Origin of the sequence: Streptomyces buecherae (genome assembly GCF_014295035.1) — a bacterium.
In the GTDB taxonomy this organism is placed as follows: domain Bacteria; phylum Actinomycetota; class Actinomycetes; order Streptomycetales; family Streptomycetaceae; genus Streptomyces; species Streptomyces youssoufiensis.
The window spans coordinates 2906444-2922264 of record NZ_CP060404.1 but is presented as its reverse complement, the minus strand read 5'-3'; the positions used below and the strand labels follow the sequence as shown (position 1 = coordinate 2922264).

The following is a 15821-nucleotide window of genomic DNA, read 5'->3' as shown; positions in this document are numbered from 1 at the left end:
TCCGCGCGGGCCGGGGGCGCGGAGTCGGGCAGGGCTGGGCCGGGCGGACCGAGTGAGCCCGGTCGCGCCGGGCGGCGGTGGCTACGTGCCCGTGGGAATCGCTCCGGCATACGGCGTACGGCGCCTACGCGTTCCGGGGGAACGGCCGGCCCGTCGTCGATGTGATCCGGGAGCGGGCGGGGCCGAACGCGGCGGCTGCTCCGGGGCGGTGCGCGCCCTGGGCAGCCGCCCTCGTACGTACTAGAACTTGTTGCGCGGGGTGATGCCCAGCGACAGGCCGGCCAGGCCGCGCTGGCGGCCACCGAGCTTGCCCGCGATGGAGCGCAGCGCGGCACCCGCCGGGGACTCGGGGTCGGTCAGGACGACGGGCTTGCCCTCGTCACCGCCCTCGCGCAGCCGCACGTCGATGGGGATGGCGCCGAGCACCGGCACCGTCGCGCCGGTCGTGCGGGTCAGGCCGTCGGCGACGGTCTGACCGCCGCCCGTGCCGAAGACGTCCACCATCTCGTCGCAGTGCGGGCACGGCAGCCCGGACATGTTCTCGACCACGCCGACGATCTTCTGGTGGGTCTGCACGGCGATGGACCCGGCGCGCTCGGCGACCTCGGCCGCGGCCTGCTGCGGCGTCGTGACCACCAGGATCTCCGCGTTGGGCACCAACTGGGCGACCGAGATGGCGATGTCGCCGGTGCCCGGCGGCAGGTCGAGCAGCAGCACGTCCAGGTCGCCCCAGAAGACGTCCGCGAGGAACTGCTGGAGCGCGCGGTGCAGCATCGGCCCGCGCCAGACCACCGGGGCGTTGCCCGGCGTGAACATGCCGATGGAGATGACCTTCACGCCGTGCGCCGACGGCGGCATGATCATGTTCTCGACCTGGGTCGGCCGGCCGGAGGCGCCGAGCATGCGGGGCACCGAGTGGCCGTAGATGTCCGCGTCCACGACGCCGACCTTCAGGCCGTCAGCGGCCATCGCCGCCGCCAGGTTGACCGTCACGGACGACTTGCCGACGCCGCCCTTGCCGGAGGCCACCGCGTACACCCGGGTCAGCGAGCCCGGCTTGGCGAACGGCACCTCGCGCTCGGTCTGTCCGCCGCGCAGCGAGCTGGCCAGCTCCTTGCGCTGTTCGTCGCTCATCACGTCCAGCTCGACGCTGACGTCGGTCACGCCGGGAACCCGGGCCACCGCCTCGCGCACCGTGCTGGTGATGGTGTCCCGCATCGGGCAGCCGGCGACCGTGAGATAGACCGCGACCGCCACCGCCCCGTCCGGGGCGATCTCCACCGATTTGACCATCCCGAGTTCGGTGATCGGGCGGTGGATCTCCGGGTCGTTCACCGTCGCGAGCGCGTCGCGGACCGCCTCTTCGGCGGGAGCGGCGCCGTGCTGCGGGCCGGTCGTTTCGGTAGCCATGCCCCGATGGTACGGCGCGCGCCCAGTGCGCGGGAAAGCCTGTGGACGGTCGCTTTCCTCACGCCCGCGGGCGTCGTATGCCGGGAATAGCCGGGCTGCCCCGCGGATGTCCCGCCCGCGCGCCCGGGGCCGGCTCAGCGCCCGGCGCCGCCGGGTCCCCGTGGCCCACCCGACTCGCGCGGTGGGCCCTCGCGCGGCGGCCTGCCCCGGCCGCGGGCCGCGCCGCCCCGGGGCGGCTGCTCGTGGGTCGCCTCGGCGGCGTTCGGGCCGTGCTCGGCGGCCCGTTCGTCGGCCCGGGCGTGCTCGCGGTGGCCGCCGTGCCGCTGCGTCGGGTGGTCCGCGGTGGCGGTGCGCTGCCGCTCCAGCTCCCGCACCAGGTCCTCGAACTCCGAGCGGATCCAGTCCCGGGTCGCCACCTCGCCGAGGCCGAGCCGCAGCGCGGCGATCTCCCGGGTCAGGTACTCGGTGTCGGCGATGCTGCGTTCGTTCTGCTTGCGGTCCTGTTCGAGGTTGACCCGGTCCCGGTCGTCCTGCCGGTTCTGCGCGAGCAGGATCAGCGGGGCCGCGTACGACGCCTGGAGGGAGAGCGCGAGGGTCAGGAAGATGAAGGGGTAGTTGTCGAAGCGCAGGTCGGCCGGGGCGCTGGTGTTCCACACCACCCACAGCACGATGACCACCGACATCCAGACGATGAACCGGCCGGTGCCCAGGAAGCGTGCCGTGCGCTCGGAGACGCGGCCGAACGCCTCCGGATCCCAGCGCGGCAGCAGGCTGCGCCGTGGCTCGCGGGGTTGGTCCAGGCGAATGCGCTCACCGGCCATCGGCCACCTCCGGCAGGTCGGGGACGCGCGCGCCGTGCAGTTCGCGCTCGCGCCAGTCGTCGGGCAGCAGGTGGTCGAGGACGTCGTCCACGGTCACCGCGCCGAGCAGCGCCCCGCTGGCGTCCACGACGGGCGCGGCGACCATGTTGTACGCGGCGAGGTAGCTGGTCACCTCCGGCAGCCCGGTGTCCGGCGGCAGCGGGTTCAGGTCGCTGTCCACGAGCGCGCTGACCAGCGTGAACGGCGGGTCCCGCAGCAGTCGCTGGAAGTGCACCGTGCCCAGGTACTTGCCGGTGGGCGTCTCGTCGGGCGCCCGGCACACGTACACCTGCGCGGCCAGCGCGGGGGACAGGTCCGGGTTGCGCACCCGGGCCAGCGCGTCGGCCACCGTCGCGTCCGGGAGCAGCACGATCGGCTCGGTGGTCATGAGCCCGCCCGCCGTGCGCTCCTCGTACGACAGCAGCCGGCGCATGTCCGCGGCGTCCCGTGGGCGCATCAACGTGAGCAGCCGCTCCTTGTCCTCCTCCGGAAGCTCGGAGAGCAGGTCGGCGGCGTCGTCGGGGTCCATCGCCTCCAGCACGTCGGCCGCGCGCTCCTCCTGGAGCTTGCCCAGGATCTCCACCTTGTCGTCGTCGGGCAGCTCCTCCAGGACGTCCGCGAGCCGGTCGTCGTCGAGCGCGGCGGCCACCTCGGCCCGCCGCTTGGCCGTCAGGTGGTGCAGCACGCTGGCCAGGTCGGCGGGGCGCAACTGCTCGAAGGTGGCCAGCAGGCTCTCGGCGCCCTGCCCCGGCTCCTCCAGCGAGAAGCCCGTCACCGCCGACCACTCGACGGTCAGCGCCTCCCCGGTCCGCCGGCCGCCCCCGGGCCACCTGTCGCGCAGCGTGGGGGCCTTGCCGCGTCGTACGAAGACCTTGTCGATCTCCCAGTCGCGGCGGGCCGGCAACTGGGCCACGGCCACGTCGAGGACGGTCACCTCCTCGCCGGTCTCCACCAGCGTGACCCTGCGGTCGAGCAGTTCGCCGAGGACCAGGGTCTCGGTGGGGCGCTGTTCGAAGCGGCGCATGTTGACCACGCCCGTGGTGATCACCTGGCCCGACTCCACGCCGGTGACCCGGGTCATCGGCAGGAAGATCCGGCGCCGGCTGACCACCTCGACGACCAGGCCGAGGACGCGCGGCGGCCGGCCGCTCAACCCCAACATCGCCACCAGGTCCCGCACCCGGCCCACCGGGTCCCCGTTCGGGTCGAACACGGCGACACCGGCCAGGTGCGAGACGAACACGCGCGGGGCTGCCGCTCCCATGCCACGCGCCTCCTTTCACGGACGGACCCGAGGTGGCCGTCACCTGTCGACGGCGCGGGGTCCGGCCTCCTCGGGTACCTCTGTATACCTCCTTGTATCCAGGAATCCTCGAATATCAGTTGATAGCCCGGAGTGCCTTACGCGGTGGCACGGGCGGGCCGGGGCGTTCGGCGGGCGATCGCGGTCGATATCTGATATGTGACGGATCTTCCGTTTCGCTCTGGCGTGCGGCACTTCGAGCGACCGGGTTCCCGAAAGCCCCACCTTCCCTCACGGTGCGCTGTCATCGTGCTCACACGGCACCGGTACGCTGCCCGTGCACCGGCATCAGGAGGCAGAGCGGACGTGCGCACCTGGAAGACGGCTCTCGCTGCGGCGACCTGCGCGGGACTGGCCGTCGCGACGCTCGCCGGCTGCGGCGGCGACGGCGAGAAGAAGAACCCCGACGCGGGCACCAACGGCGTCGGCAAGCTTCCCGCCGACAAGATCGAGGCCAGGGCGCGCCAGGCCGCCGAGCGCGCCGGCGCGGTCCACCTGACCGGCAACGTCGTCAGCAAGGGCCGTACGTACACCCTCGACATGCGACTCAAGGGCGACGGCGGCACCGGCCAGGTCTCCAGCAAGGGCAGCACCTTCCAACTGCTGCGCATCGACAAGGAGCTGTACCTCAAGGCCGGCGCCGACTTCTGGGTCCACGAGCGGGGCGGCGACGCGACCCCCACGGCCGGCTCCGGCAAGGACGGCGGCTCGGCGGCGGACCGGGCGGTGGCCAGGAAGCTGGACGGCAAGTACGTGAAGGTCCCGGCCGGCGACCCCGCGTACGAGCAGCTCAGCGGCTTCACCGACAAGGCCATGCTCCTCGACGGGCTGCTCGGGCTGCACGGCGAGATCACCAGCGGCGAGCGGGCCAACGTGGCCGGCGTGCCCACCATCCGGGTCACCGGCGACCGGGGCAACGGCGGCACGCTGGACGTCTCGCTGCGCGGCACCCCCTACCCGCTGCGCCTCCAGCGCGCGGGCGGCGCGGGCGTCATCCAGCTCGCCGACTGGAACAAGGACTTCCCCCTCACCGCGCCCGCGAAGGGCGAACTGGTCGACTACGGCCAGCAGTTGCCGCAGAGCGACGGCTGACCGCACGCGGCACCCGACGGGTGGCGACTGTGGCCAACTCTCGCCCGTCCGCGCACCCGGTGTGCGGTCTTTTAGGGGTGCGTCAGGTCGGCGGCGCCCTGGTTGGGAGTGGCCGATTTTCATAGCCTTGCCACCATGAACACCACAGCCACCGCACTCACCACGTCCACCACCTCCGCCACGACCGCCCCACTGCGCCGGGAGCAGAAGCCCGCGGACCTGCTGGCCGACAAGGTCGCGTTAGTCATCGGCGCGGGCCGCGGTATCGGCGCCGCAGCGGCACGCCTGTTCGCCCGCGAGGGCGCCCACGTCCTGCTCGCGTCCCGGGCGCAGCACGAACTCAAGACGGCGACCGAGGACATCAGATCCGCCGGCGGCATCGCCGAGTACACGCCATGCGACCTGGCCGACGGCGACAGCGTGCACGCCGCCGTGGAACGCGCCGTCGAGCTGTACGGCCGGCTCGACGTGGCCTTCAACAACGGCGCCACAGGCGCCCCGCCCGGCCCACTGGACCAGGTGCCCGTGGCCGAACTCGACCGCGTCTACGCCGTCAACCTCAAGGGCACCTGGCAGGCCATGGCCGCCGAGGTCGCCGCGATCCGGGCCACCTCGGGATCGGGCGCCATCGTCAACACCTCCAGCGTCGGCAGCCTGATGGGCAACCCCGAACTGGCCGCCTACGCGGCGATGAAGCGGGCCGTCAACAGCCTCACCGAATCCGCCGCCATCACCTACGGCCCAGAGGGCATCCGCGTCAACGCCATCGCCCCGGGCACCACGCTGACCGAGATGATGTACGACTGGGACGTCGCGTCCCCCGGCACCATCGAACGCCTCAACGCCCAGACCCCGCTGCGCCGCGCGGCCGACCCCGTCGAGATCGCCGAGGCCGCCGCCTGGCTGCTCAGCGACCGCTCCTCGTACGTGACCGGAACGGTGCTCCGGGTCGACGGCGGCCTACGTTCCTGACCCTGACCCTGACCCTGACCCCGACCCCGATCCCGACCCCGGCCCTGACCCCGACCCCGCCCGCGGGGGCGCACCGCTCAGCGCGGGTTCTCGCGGGCGCTCTTGCGGGCGCGGCGGCGCAGCAGCCTGGGCAGCGCCTCGGGCATCGGCTTGCGGGTGGTGGCCGGGGTGGGCGCCGGGGTCGCGGCCAGCGCGCCGTCCGGCAGCGCGGCCAGCGGGGCCGGGGCCGGCTCCAGGCGCAGCACCCGGCACTCGCGCGCCCAGCGCTCGACGACCTGCGCCGAGTCCGGGGCGTTGAGCCGCTTCGGCTTGAGCTCGGCCACGGCGGCCTCCCACGCCTCGCTGCGCGGCGCGAGCTCCACCACCCGGGCCGTCCAGCCCACCAGGCGCCCGCCCTTGTCCTTGCTGCGCACCGTCACCGCCGCGGTGCCGCCGTCGGCCAGCCCGAGGCCGTCCAGCGGCTGCTCCATGAGCCCCATGCCGCGCGACGGGGCGCCGTCGCGCGCGGCGGCGGAGCCGGCGTCGGGGCCGCGCGAGCCGACGAGCGTGGCGGCGCCCTCGTGCCACACGTGCCACAGCGCGCGCGGCGCGCTCCGGGTGGCACCGGCGTCGCCCAGCACCCAGATCAGGCCGGACTTCTTCGTCGCCTCTTCGATCAGCGCCCGATCCGTGAGGGCCTGCTCCACGCTGTGCGTCATGGCCCCAGCTTATGGGGTGCCCTCGGCGGCGTACGGCGGGCCGTACGCCCGCCGTACGCCGCCTGCCCGGCCCCCACCAGGGCTTCCGTACCGCGCCCGGCCACCCCCGGCCCCACGCGTCGCACGCGCCGCACGCGCCGGGCCACGGGGCGCGGGCCGGAACCGGGCGCACGCGCGAGGCGGTGCCAGTACCGTCCCACCCCGGCACGCCTTACTCTGTGGCCGTGCGCCTTCGATCGGCCAAACCAGGCGGCCTCGCCCCGCGCTCCGCGACCGGTGCCGCCGTCGCCGGCACGGGCGGCGGACCGGTGTCGCTGGACCTCACCCTGCTCGGCGTCGCCATCGCCGGCATCTCGCTGTCGGCCCCGCTCATCGCGGCGACCGCGGCCCCCGCGCTGGCCGTCGCGCTGTGGCGGAACGTGCTGGCCGTGGGCGTGCTGACGCCGGTCGCGCTGCTGCGCCACCGCGCCGAGCTGCGCGCGACGGGCGCGCGCGAGGTGGGCCTGTCGGCCGCCGCGGGCGTGCTGCTGGCGCTGCACTTCGGGCTCTGGCTGCCGAGCCTGCACATGACGTCGGTCTCCTCCTCGATCGCCCTGGCCACCACCACGCCGATCTGGACCACCGTGTTGCTCCGGCTGCGCGGCCACCGCTCGTCGGGCCTGGTGTGGGCCGGCATCACGGTGGCCTTCCTCGGCGTGCTCCTGCTCACCGGCGTGGACCTCTCGCTGTCGCCGCGCGCCCTCGCGGGCGACGCCCTCGCCCTGGCCGGCGGCATGGCGGGCGCCGGCTACATGCTGGTCGGCTCCGAGGTCCGGCGGACGGTGAGCACCACCGCGTACACCTGCGTCTGCTACGCCACCGCCGCCGCCGTGCTCCTGGTGGTGTGCCTCATCGCCGGTGTGCGGCTCGGCGGCTACAGCGGGGAGACCTGGCTGAAGCTGGCCGTGCTGACGCTGACCGCCCAGTTGCTCGGCCACTCGCTGCTGAACCGCGTGGTGCAGGGCCTGGGCCCGGCCGTCACCTCGACCGGCATCCTCCTGGAGACGCCGGGCGCGGCGCTGATCGCGGCCCTGTGGCTCGGCCAGCACCCGCCGGCCGCCGCCTACCCCGCGCTCGGCATCATCCTGCTCGGCCTGGCCCTGGTCGTCCTGGACGGCCGCGGCAGACGCGGCGGCTGAGCCCGGCCGCCCCGCCGGCGAGGTCCGCGCGGTCCGACCGGGCGCGGCCCGGCCCAGCCCGCGCGCCCCCGCCGGCCGGCCCGCGCGGGCCCCGGGCCGGCCGGTACGCGACGGCTACAGCCAGCCGTTGCGCTTGAAGCCGCGGTGGATGGTGAAACAGATACCGGCGATGAGGGTGAGCACCGCCGGGTAGCCGTACTTCCAGCGCAGCTCCGGCATGTGGTCGAAGTTCATGCCGTACACGCCGCAGATCATCGTGGGCACGGCGATGATGGCCGCCCACGCGGTGATCTTGCGCATGTCCTCGTTCTGCGAGACGGTCGCCTGCGCCAGGTTGGCCTGCAGGATCGAGTTGAGCAGGTCGTCGAAGGAGAGCACCTGCTCGTTGACCCGGGCCAGATGGTCGGCCACGTCCCGGAAGTACTTCTGGATGTCCGGGTCCACCAGCCGCATCGGGCGCTCGCTCAGCAACTGCATCGGCCGCAGCAGCGGTGAGACGGCCCGCTTGAACTCCAGCACCTCGCGCTTGAGCTGGTAGATCCGGCCGGCGTCACCGCCGCGCGCGGAGGCGCGACCGCCCTTGGTGGCGCCGTTCGTGGCGGAGAAGACGTCGATCTCCACCTCGTCGATGTCGTCCTGCACGGCGTCGGCCACCGCGATGTACCCGTCCACCACCTGGTCGGCGATGGCGTGCAGCACCGCCGACGGGCCCTTGGCCAGCAGGTCGGGGTCGTCCTGGAGGCGGTGGCGCAGGGCGCGCAGCGAGCCCTGGCCGCCGTGCCGGACGGTGACGATGAAGTCCCGACCGGTGAAGCACATCACCTCACCGGTCTCGACGATCTCGCTGGTGGCGGTGAGTTCCGCGTGCTCGACGTAGTGGATGGTCTTGAAGACGGTGAACAACGTGTCGTCGTACCGCTCCAGCTTGGGCCGCTGGTGGGCGTGGACGGCGTCCTCGACGGCCAGCGGGTGCAGCCCGAACTCCTGCGCGATTCCGGAGAACTCGCGCTCGGTGGGCTCGTGCAGCCCGATCCAGGCGAAGCCGCCGTCGGCGCGCACCCGGGCCATCGCCTCGGTGGGGCTGACGTGGTCGCTGACCCGCCGGCCGTCGCGGTAGACGCCGCAGTCCACGACGGCGCTGGTGGCGGACGGATCGCGGGTGGTGTCGTACTCGTTTACGGAATGCCCTCGCCGAAGGGCGGGGCGGACGGCTGCGCGCAGGTCACGAATCATCGACATACGGACTCCTCAGCGGGCCGGTCGTCAGCGGCAGAGCGCGGGGCGCAGCGCGATCCGGAAGGTGGACGTACGGTGCGTCATCGAGCCGTACGTCCGCAAAGCGGATGGCACTCCATGAGCTGGGCGCTGACGTGTTCCACGGGTGGCGGAACACGGAAAGACGGAATGAAGCGGTGGGGCATGCTCTTCCGTGCGAAAGGCGCGGGCGCGAAAGACTCCTCAACTTCCTTGCCGGCGCGGGGTTTCACCCCGTGGCAGCCGGGTACGGAAGGCAGCAGATCACCGAGAGAAGGGGCGCGTCCCGAGCGAGAGGACGGGAGAACAGTCGGTACTGCACGGTCGACTAGGATCCACCGCAGCCCCACCTCCTCCGGCCGGTCCCCCGTAGGGGACGACGTAAGTCCCTGATCAGGCGCCAAGGCTACCAGGGGTGTATGGCCCCGGCGTGCCGCTTCGCCTCTTCGATACGGGTTCTATGCTCGCCGCATGGCGAATGTTCTCGAGCTGGTAGAAGCCCGGTTGCGGATGGCGCTGGGCGAGCCGGACGCCCGCGCCGCCATCACCTTCGTCGGCACCGACCGCATCGAGGTGCTGCGCTTCACGGGTGACGCCGCCGGCGACCGGGGCGGGGCCGACGTCGTGCGCTACGCCACCCTCGGCATGTCGGCCCAGCCCATGGCGGACCCCGCCGACCCGCTCGCCGACCCGGTGCGCGGGCCTCGCGCCGAGCTGCTGCTCACCGTGCGGGCGCGGCGGGCCGACACCGACAAGGCGCTTCGCCCGCTGGCCGTACTGGCCGCGTCGCCGCAGGTCGAGGGCGTGATCGTGGCGCCGGGTGGCTCGCTGGAGGTGGGGGAGCCGCTGTGGCCGGGGGCGCCGTTCAGCTCCGTCCTGGTGGCCGAGCCGGGTGGCCTGGTGGAGGACCTGGAGCTGCCGGCGCCCATGGACCCGGTGCGGTTCCTGCCGCTGTTGCCGATGACGGCGAACGAGGCGGCGTGGAAGCGGGTGCACGGCGCGGGCGCCCTGGAGGCCCGCTGGCTGGCGCGCGGCACGGACCTGCGCGACCCGCTGCGCCGCTCGGTCTCGCTGGAGGACTGACGGCGAGTCAATTCATCCGTACGGGCTGGGAACTTGACCCCGGCGCGGGGCGCGCGATGGTGAGCAAGCACACGCCGGGCGCCGGCGTGGCGGCCGGCCCGTGGGCCCCAACGGGGGCCCGGGCGAAGCTCGGTCGGGGGCGTTACTCGGCCGCCGGCGCCGGGCGCGGCGGCTGCTCGGCGAACACGCCGACGCCGTCCCGTGTCGCGTGCGCCGGCTCCAGCTCCTCGGCCCGCAGCCTGAGGGCCGAGCGGCGGGCCGCCACGATGCCCGCGCCGACCAGGGCCGCCGCGGCGGCGACCACGAACGGCGTGTGCGGGTCGCTCCACTCCTCGATCTTGGGCGCCAGGTAGGGCGCCGCCGCGGCGGCGAACCAGCGCACGAAGTTGTAACCCGCGCTGGCCACCGGGCGTGGCGCGTCCGACACGCCGAGCGCGAGTTCCGTGTAGACCGTGTTGTTGACGCCGATGAACGCGCCCGACGCGATGGTGCAGACGACGGCGGTGGTGTGATCGCCGTAGCCGAGCACCACCAGGTCGGCGCCCATCAGCACCAGCGAGGCCGCGAGCACCCGCAGCGAGCCGTACCGCTCCTGGAGCCGGGGCGCGACCAGCACCGAGAAGACGGCGAGCAGCGCGCCCCAGGCGAAGAAGACGGCGCCGGAGCGGTAGGGCGACATGTCCAGCACGAACGGCGTGAAGGCCAGCACGGTGAAGAACGCGTAGTTGTAGAAGAAGGCCGAGGCGGCGGCCGAGGCGAGCCCGCCGTGCCCGAGCGCCCGCAACGGGTCGAGCAGCCCGGTCCTGCGGGCCGGCACGGGCTGTTCGCGCAGGAAGACGCTGATGGCCAGGAAGCCGACCGCCATCAACACGGCGGTGCCGAAGAACGGGTAGCGCCACTTCATGTCGCCGAGGACCGCGCCGAGCAGCGGCCCGCAGGCCATGCCGAGCCCGAGCGCCGACTCGTACAGCAGGATCGCCGTCGCGCTGCCGCTGGCCTGCTTCCCGTCCGCGCCGCGTGGGCCCACGGGGTGCGCCGCGCCCACGATGACGGCGAGCGCGGTGGAGACGAAGAGCGCGTTGCCCAGGCCCCAGCCGGCGCGGAAGCCGACGAGTTGGTCGACCGAGGTCGCGGTGCCCGAGAGCGCCGCGAAGACGACCACCAGCGCGAGCCCGACGAGCAGCGTCCTGCGGCCCCCGATGCGGCTGGAGACGTAGCCGGTGACCAGCATCGCCACGGCGGTGATCAGGAAGTACGAGGTGAACAGCAGGGACACCTGGCTCGGCGAGGCGTTCAGGCCGCCCGCGATCGAGGGCAGGATCGGGTCGACCAGGCCGATGCCCATGAAGGCCACGACCGAGGCGCCGGCGGTCGCCCAGACCGCCATCGGCTGGCGCAGGATGCCCCGGCCCCGGCCACTACCGGCGTCGAAGGGGTCCTCGCCGGCGTCGTCACGCGCGCTGTGCATGCCCTTCTCCTTGGGTCTCGCGTCGAACAGAGATCGTTGGTAATTACACATATTAAGTTAGCTGAGCTAACTAGTGCAAGCTGCATGTAGTTTTCCCTGATGAGTCGCGCCGGACGGGTGATCGTCCTTGACGCGGCGGCGAGGGGGGAGGACCGTTGACGACTATGAGGGGCGAACCCAGTTGCCCGAAGTGCGGTGGCCGGGTGCGGGCGCCCGGTCTGTTCGCCGACTCCTGGCAGTGCGGTGTGCACGGAACCGTGCACCCCCTCCAGCCGGTCGTGCCGCCGAGCGTCGAGGCGCTCGCCGTCGTGGTCAACCGCGCCCAGGTGCCGGTCTGGATGCCGTGGCCGCTGCCGGTCGGCTGGCTGTTCACCGGCGTCGTCTCCGCCGGCGACGATCGCAGCGGCGGCCGGGCCACCGCCGTGGCCTGCTCGGGCCCCGGCCCGCTGGGCGGCGCGGGCGAGATGCTGCTGGTCGCGGAGGAACTCGGGGTCGGCCTCGGCGCCCGGTACGCGGGGATCGACGGCCTCGACCCGGGCCCCCTGATGCGCGTCGACCAGCCCCCGCACACCAAGGTGCACGCCGCCGGCCGGCCCACCCCGCTGTGGCACGTGAGCGGCGTGCCCGACGACCGCGCCGTCTTCGCCGGCGAGGCCCGTGGCCTGTGGCTGTGGGTGATCGTCTGGCCCGAGCAGGCCGGCGTCCTGCTCTACGACGAGTTCGTCCTCACCGACCTGCGGGACGCCGGCGCCGAGGTGGACCTGCTGCCGTGCGGCGCGCTGTCGCCGCGCGTGCTGTCCTGAGCGAGCGCGCGACAGCGCGGCGCGGCCCGGGCCGGCCGTATGTGACGGGGAGCCGACAGCGCGTCGGCCCGAGGGCGTGGTGGGCACGCGGCCCGCACGCGTTCGTGCGCCCGTGGGGCGGGCCGTGGGCGCGAGGCGCTCGTCTCGTACGACTGTGTGGGCGGAGGCGCCGCTGTGCCCCGGTACAGTGAAGATGTCCCCGTCGTCCCCCCGAGACCGCCCTGGAGTCCGCGTCGTGCGCATCGACCTGCACACCCACTCCACCGCGTCCGACGGCACGGACACCCCCGCTGAGCTGGTACGGAACGCCGCGGCCAGCGGTCTTGACGTCGTCGCGCTGACCGACCACGACACCGTGGCCGGGTACGCCGAGGCGCGACAGGCGCTGCCGGCCGGGCTCACCCTGGTCACCGGCGCCGAACTCTCCTGCCGGCTGCGACTGCCCGGGCCCGCCGCGGACGGCGGTGACGCGCCCGACAGCGTCAGCCTGCACCTGCTGGCCTACCTCTTCGACCCGCACGAGCCCGAGCTGGCCCGCGAGCGCGAGCTGGTCCGCGACGACCGGGTGCCGCGCGCCCGGGCCATGGTGGACAAGCTGCGCGCCCTCGGCGCGCCCGTGACCTGGGAGCAGGTCGCCCGGATCGCCGGCGACGGCGCGGTCGGCCGGCCGCACGTGGCCGCGGCCATGGTCGAGCTGGGCATCGTGCCCAGCGTCTCCGACGCCTTCACCCCGCAGTGGCTCGCCAACGACGGGCGGGCGTACGTCGAGAAGCACGAGCTGGACCCCTTCGACGCGATCCGCCTGGTCAAGGCCGCCGGTGGGGTCACCGTCTGCGCCCATCCGCTGGCGCTGAAGCGGGGCCAGTGCGTGCCCGAGAGCGCGATAGCCGAGCTGGCATCGGCGGGCCTGGACGGCATCGAGGTCGACCACATGGACCACGACGAGCCGACCCGGGCTCAGTTGCGCGGCCTCGCCGCCGACCTCGGGCTGCTCGCCACCGGCTCCAGCGACTACCACGGCAGCCGCAAGACCTGTCGCCTCGGCGAGTACACCACCGACCCGGAGGTCTACGGCGAGATCATTCGCCGTGCGACCGGCGCCTTCCCGGTGCCGGGCACCGGTGGCTGAGCCCGTCCGCGCCCCGTAGCCGCCGCTCGGCACCCGCGCTTCGGCCGGGTGCGCCCCCGCCTTCCCGGCCGGCCGAGGCCGCCGCACGCCCACTGACGCGCCTCCCGCGCCACGTCACGCCCCCGCTCGACCGCGTGCGGTCCGGTGCGCGCCGTGGAGCCGGGTGCGGTCGCGTCCGCCGGCGTGTGCGGGGCCGCGCCCCCGCCGGCGGTGCGCTACGGCCGCCGCCAGGCGCCCCTTCCGCCGCCCCCGCCCCCACTTCTTCCCCTCGCTCGTCTCCCCGCCGTTCGCTTCGTCCGGTCCCCTGTCCCATCCGCTCCGCCCCCTGGCCTGTCCCAGGCCCCGGCTCTCTCCTCGCAAGGCACATCGTGTTCGACTTCGCCCTCTTCGGCTCCCTCTTCCTCACCCTCTTCGTCATCATGGACCCCCCTGGCATCACGCCGATCTTCCTCGGGCTGACCTCCGGGCGCCCCCTGAAGGTGCAGCGCAAGATGGCGTGGCAGGCGGCGACCGTGGCGTTCAGCGTCATCACCCTCTTCGGCATCTGCGGCCAGCAGATCCTGGACTACCTGCACGTGTCGGTGCCGGCGCTGATGGTCGCGGGCGGGCTGCTCCTGCTGCTCATCGCCCTCGACCTGCTGACCGGCAAGTCCGAGGAGCCGACCCAGACCAAGGACGTCAACGTGGCGCTCGTGCCGCTGGGCATGCCGCTGCTCGCCGGGCCGGGCGCGATCGTCTCGGTGATCCTGGCGGTGCAGCACGCCGACGGCTTCGGCGGCCAGCTCTCGGTGTGGTCCGCGATCGTGGCCATGCACGTGGTGCTCTGGCTGGTCATGCGCTATTCGCTGCTGATCATCCGGGTCATCAAGGACGGCGGCGTGGTGCTGGTGACCCGGCTGGCCGGAATGATGCTCTCGGCCATCGCCGTCCAGCAGATCGCGAACGGGATCACCCAGTTCATCCAGGCGGCCTGAGGCTCGCGGTCCGCCGACCCGTACCGCCGCCCGTACCGCCGCGCCCCGATCCCGTGTCCCCGGGGTCGGGGCGCGGTCGTCGTTCGGACGGGGGTTCGCAGGGGCGAGCGCCTGGCCCGCGCCTCGATGCGCGGGCGTACGCGCCGGGGGAGCGCAGACACGCGTCGGATGCGCGGAAGTGGCGGGAGAGCGGTGTGTGACGGCTGGCGTACGACGACGTGAGGCGCCCCCGTACCGTGTGGTGGTACGGGGGCGCCTCGGGTATGGGCTGCGTCGTCGCGCGGCGACCGGTCGTGTTACCGGGCGGCGGAGTCGGCTGGACGGATGTAGATGCGCTGGCCGACAGAGGCGGCCTGCTGCACGATCCGGTTGACGGAGGCGGCGTCCACGACAGTGCTCTCCACGGCGGTGCCGTCGATGTCGTCAAGGCGCATGATCTCGAAGCGCAAGGCTTCTCCCTTCGTCTGATCCTCCTGAGGAGAACTGTGAGTAGTCGAACGCCTCGCCACCCTGCGAGGCGTTCTATGGGAACAACGAGTTGCCCCGAGCAAACATTCCCTACGCTAAGGAAATTTTTCGACATGCTAATTACTGGCACGTAACAGGAGTGGTTGTGTTTGCTGCGTCATGGCCCGGAAGGGGCCGCCATGCATGACGTCGAGCCCCCGGGCGGGGCCGACCTGGCTGCGATCGCCGCGGGGATCGAGCGCACCAACGAACTGCTCCAGCGGGTGCTGGCCGAGGTCGCCACGACACCCTCCACCCACGCGATCTTCGTGGACGCCGGGTACGTGTACGCGGCGGCCGGCCGGCTGGTCACCGGCACCGAGGACCGCAGGACCTTCGAGCTGGACACCGAGGGGCTGATCGAGGCGTACATCGACCGGGCCCGCACGATCTTCCCGGACAGCCGGCTGCTGCGGGTGTACTGGTACGACGGGGCGCGCCGGCGCATCCACACCACCGAGCAGCAGCGCATCGCCGAGCTGCCCGACGTCAAGGTCAGGCTCGGCAACCTCAACGCCAACAACCAGCAGAAGGGCGTCGACTCGCTGATCCGCACCGACCTGGAGTCCCTCGCCCGCCACCGGGCGATCGGCGACGCCGTGCTCGTCGGCGGCGACGAGGACCTGGTCTCGGCGGTGGAAGCGGCCCAGGGCTACGGGGCGCGCGTCCACCTGTGGGGCATCGAGGCGGCCACCGGCCGCAACCAGGCCGAGCCGCTGCTCTGGGAGGTCGACAGCCAGCGCACCTTCGACCTGGAGTTCTGCAAGCCGTACGTGATGCGCCGGGCCGTGGTCACGGACCTCTCCGGCGAGGCGGGTCCCGGCCACCTGCCCAGCCGCGAGGACGTGCGCTTCGTCGGGGCGCAGGTGGCCGCGCAGTGGCTGGCCAGCCGTGGCCGGGGCACCCTCGCCGACCTGCTGCCCGGCCACCCCTACCTGCCGGGCTCGGTCGATCAGGAACTGCTCATCGAGGCCGAGGCGCTGCTCCAGCTCTCGCTGCGGGCCCACGCCGACCTGCGCCGGGCGGTACGGGACGGGTTCTGGGACCACCTCCAGGCGCAGTACTGACCCGCTGGACGGGCGCCGCGCGT

14 protein-coding genes and 1 pseudogene are annotated in these 15821 nt (G+C 73.3%); 8 read left to right on the top strand and 7 right to left on the bottom strand.

The genetic code is table 11. The annotated features are described in order from the left end of the window. Positions 1-240: 240 nt before the first annotated feature. The 3 genes and pseudogenes from H7H31_RS10695 to H7H31_RS10685 all read right to left on the bottom strand — a co-directional run bounded on the left by H7H31_RS10695 (position 241) and on the right by H7H31_RS10685 (position 3534). The gene (locus tag H7H31_RS10695; protein WP_187060806.1) at positions 241-1410 is read right to left on the bottom strand and encodes an Mrp/NBP35 family ATP-binding protein; all 1170 of its coding nucleotides are present in this window, start codon (positions 1408-1410) and stop codon (positions 241-243) included. A gap of 311 nt (positions 1411-1721) precedes the next feature. After that, positions 1722-2231, bottom strand: a pseudogene (locus tag H7H31_RS10690) (DUF1003 domain-containing protein); the annotation flags it as partial. Next, positions 2221-3534 carry a magnesium transporter MgtE N-terminal domain-containing protein gene (locus H7H31_RS10685; protein WP_187060805.1) on the bottom strand — a complete coding sequence of 438 codons (1314 nt, stop codon included), beginning with the start codon at positions 3532-3534 and terminating at the stop codon, positions 2221-2223. The gene H7H31_RS10685 and the pseudogene H7H31_RS10690, both read right to left, overlap by 11 nt. A 345-nt stretch (positions 3535-3879) precedes the next feature. Here H7H31_RS10685 and H7H31_RS10680 point away from each other — a divergent pair, with 345 nt between their 5' ends. Together H7H31_RS10680 and H7H31_RS10675 are read left to right on the top strand one after the other, a co-directional pair. Next, entirely contained in the window at positions 3880-4665 is a 786-nt protein-coding gene (locus tag H7H31_RS10680) for a hypothetical protein (protein WP_187060804.1), read from the top strand. Positions 4666-4800: 135 nt separating this feature from the next. Then, complete coding sequence (locus H7H31_RS10675) at positions 4801-5637, top strand: SDR family NAD(P)-dependent oxidoreductase (RefSeq protein ID WP_187060803.1); 837 nt, start codon at positions 4801-4803, stop codon at positions 5635-5637. Between the two features lie 77 nt (positions 5638-5714). On the opposite strand, the gene H7H31_RS10670 is transcribed toward H7H31_RS10675, so the two are convergent. Further along, on the bottom strand, positions 5715-6335 hold the full coding sequence (locus H7H31_RS10670) for a hypothetical protein (protein ID WP_187117890.1): 621 nt from the start codon (positions 6333-6335) through the stop codon (positions 5715-5717). A gap of 224 nt (positions 6336-6559) precedes the next feature. Here H7H31_RS10670 and H7H31_RS10665 point away from each other — a divergent pair, with 224 nt between their 5' ends. Further along, positions 6560-7513, top strand: a complete 954-nt coding sequence (locus H7H31_RS10665) for a DMT family transporter (RefSeq protein ID WP_232109784.1) — start codon at positions 6560-6562, stop codon at positions 7511-7513. A gap of 114 nt (positions 7514-7627) precedes the next feature. Here the strand turns inward: H7H31_RS10665 and H7H31_RS10660 are convergent, their stop codons facing one another. Continuing rightward, a complete protein-coding gene (locus tag H7H31_RS10660) occupies positions 7628-8752 on the bottom strand; it encodes a magnesium and cobalt transport protein CorA (RefSeq protein WP_187060952.1) in 1125 nt (374 codons plus the stop codon). A 486-nt stretch (positions 8753-9238) separates the two neighbouring features. Here H7H31_RS10660 and H7H31_RS10655 point away from each other — a divergent pair, with 486 nt between their 5' ends. After that, positions 9239-9850: a suppressor of fused domain protein gene (locus H7H31_RS10655; protein ID WP_187060951.1), complete on the top strand. Its 612-nt coding sequence runs from the start codon at positions 9239-9241 to the stop codon at positions 9848-9850. A 142-nt stretch (positions 9851-9992) separates the two neighbouring features. Here H7H31_RS10655 and H7H31_RS10650 read toward each other — a convergent pair whose 3' ends face one another. Next, entirely contained in the window at positions 9993-11318 is a 1326-nt protein-coding gene (locus tag H7H31_RS10650; RefSeq protein ID WP_187060950.1) for an MFS transporter, read from the bottom strand. Between the two features lie 164 nt (positions 11319-11482). Here H7H31_RS10650 and H7H31_RS10645 point away from each other — a divergent pair, with 164 nt between their 5' ends. The 3 genes from H7H31_RS10645 to H7H31_RS10635 all read left to right on the top strand — a co-directional run bounded on the left by H7H31_RS10645 (position 11483) and on the right by H7H31_RS10635 (position 14224). Beyond that, positions 11483-12121, top strand: a complete 639-nt coding sequence (locus H7H31_RS10645) for a DUF6758 family protein (protein WP_187060949.1) — start codon at positions 11483-11485, stop codon at positions 12119-12121. A gap of 235 nt (positions 12122-12356) precedes the next feature. Further along, on the top strand, positions 12357-13250 hold the full coding sequence (locus tag H7H31_RS10640; RefSeq protein ID WP_187060948.1) for a PHP domain-containing protein: 894 nt from the start codon (positions 12357-12359) through the stop codon (positions 13248-13250). Positions 13251-13618: 368 nt separating this feature from the next. Beyond that, positions 13619-14224, top strand: coding sequence for a MarC family protein (locus tag H7H31_RS10635; protein ID WP_176163935.1), 606 nt, complete (start codon positions 13619-13621; stop codon positions 14222-14224). A 296-nt stretch (positions 14225-14520) separates the two neighbouring features. Here the strand turns inward: H7H31_RS10635 and H7H31_RS10630 are convergent, their stop codons facing one another. Continuing rightward, positions 14521-14673, bottom strand: coding sequence for a hypothetical protein (locus H7H31_RS10630; protein ID WP_176163936.1), 153 nt, complete (start codon positions 14671-14673; stop codon positions 14521-14523). 198 nt (positions 14674-14871) lie between these two features. On the opposite strand from H7H31_RS10630, the gene H7H31_RS10625 reads away from it, so the two are divergent. Beyond that, positions 14872-15798 (top strand): NYN domain-containing protein, encoded by a 927-nt coding sequence (locus H7H31_RS10625; protein WP_187060235.1) that lies wholly within the window; start codon positions 14872-14874, stop codon positions 15796-15798. Positions 15799-15821 lie beyond the last annotated feature (23 nt).

What these genes read in the sequence shown, in the direction of transcription:
- H7H31_RS10655 (WP_187060951.1), top strand. Translation starts at nt 9,239, where the DNA reads ATGGCGAATGTTCTCGAGCTGGTAGAAGCCCGGTTGCGGATGGCGCTG.
- H7H31_RS10675 (WP_187060803.1), top strand. Translation starts at nt 4,801, where the DNA reads ATGAACACCACAGCCACCGCACTCACCACGTCCACCACCTCCGCCACG.
- H7H31_RS10660 (WP_187060952.1), bottom strand. Translation starts at nt 8,752, where the DNA reads ATGTCGATGATTCGTGACCTGCGCGCAGCCGTCCGCCCCGCCCTTCGG.
- H7H31_RS10670 (WP_187117890.1), bottom strand. Translation starts at nt 6,335, where the DNA reads ATGACGCACAGCGTGGAGCAGGCCCTCACGGATCGGGCGCTGATCGAA.
- H7H31_RS10685 (WP_187060805.1), bottom strand. Translation starts at nt 3,534, where the DNA reads ATGGGAGCGGCAGCCCCGCGCGTGTTCGTCTCGCACCTGGCCGGTGTC.
- H7H31_RS10695 (WP_187060806.1), bottom strand. Translation starts at nt 1,410, where the DNA reads ATGGCTACCGAAACGACCGGCCCGCAGCACGGCGCCGCTCCCGCCGAA.
- H7H31_RS10645 (WP_187060949.1), top strand. Translation starts at nt 11,483, where the DNA reads ATGAGGGGCGAACCCAGTTGCCCGAAGTGCGGTGGCCGGGTGCGGGCG.
- H7H31_RS10625 (WP_187060235.1), top strand. Translation starts at nt 14,872, where the DNA reads ATGCATGACGTCGAGCCCCCGGGCGGGGCCGACCTGGCTGCGATCGCC.
- H7H31_RS10650 (WP_187060950.1), bottom strand. Translation starts at nt 11,318, where the DNA reads ATGCACAGCGCGCGTGACGACGCCGGCGAGGACCCCTTCGACGCCGGT.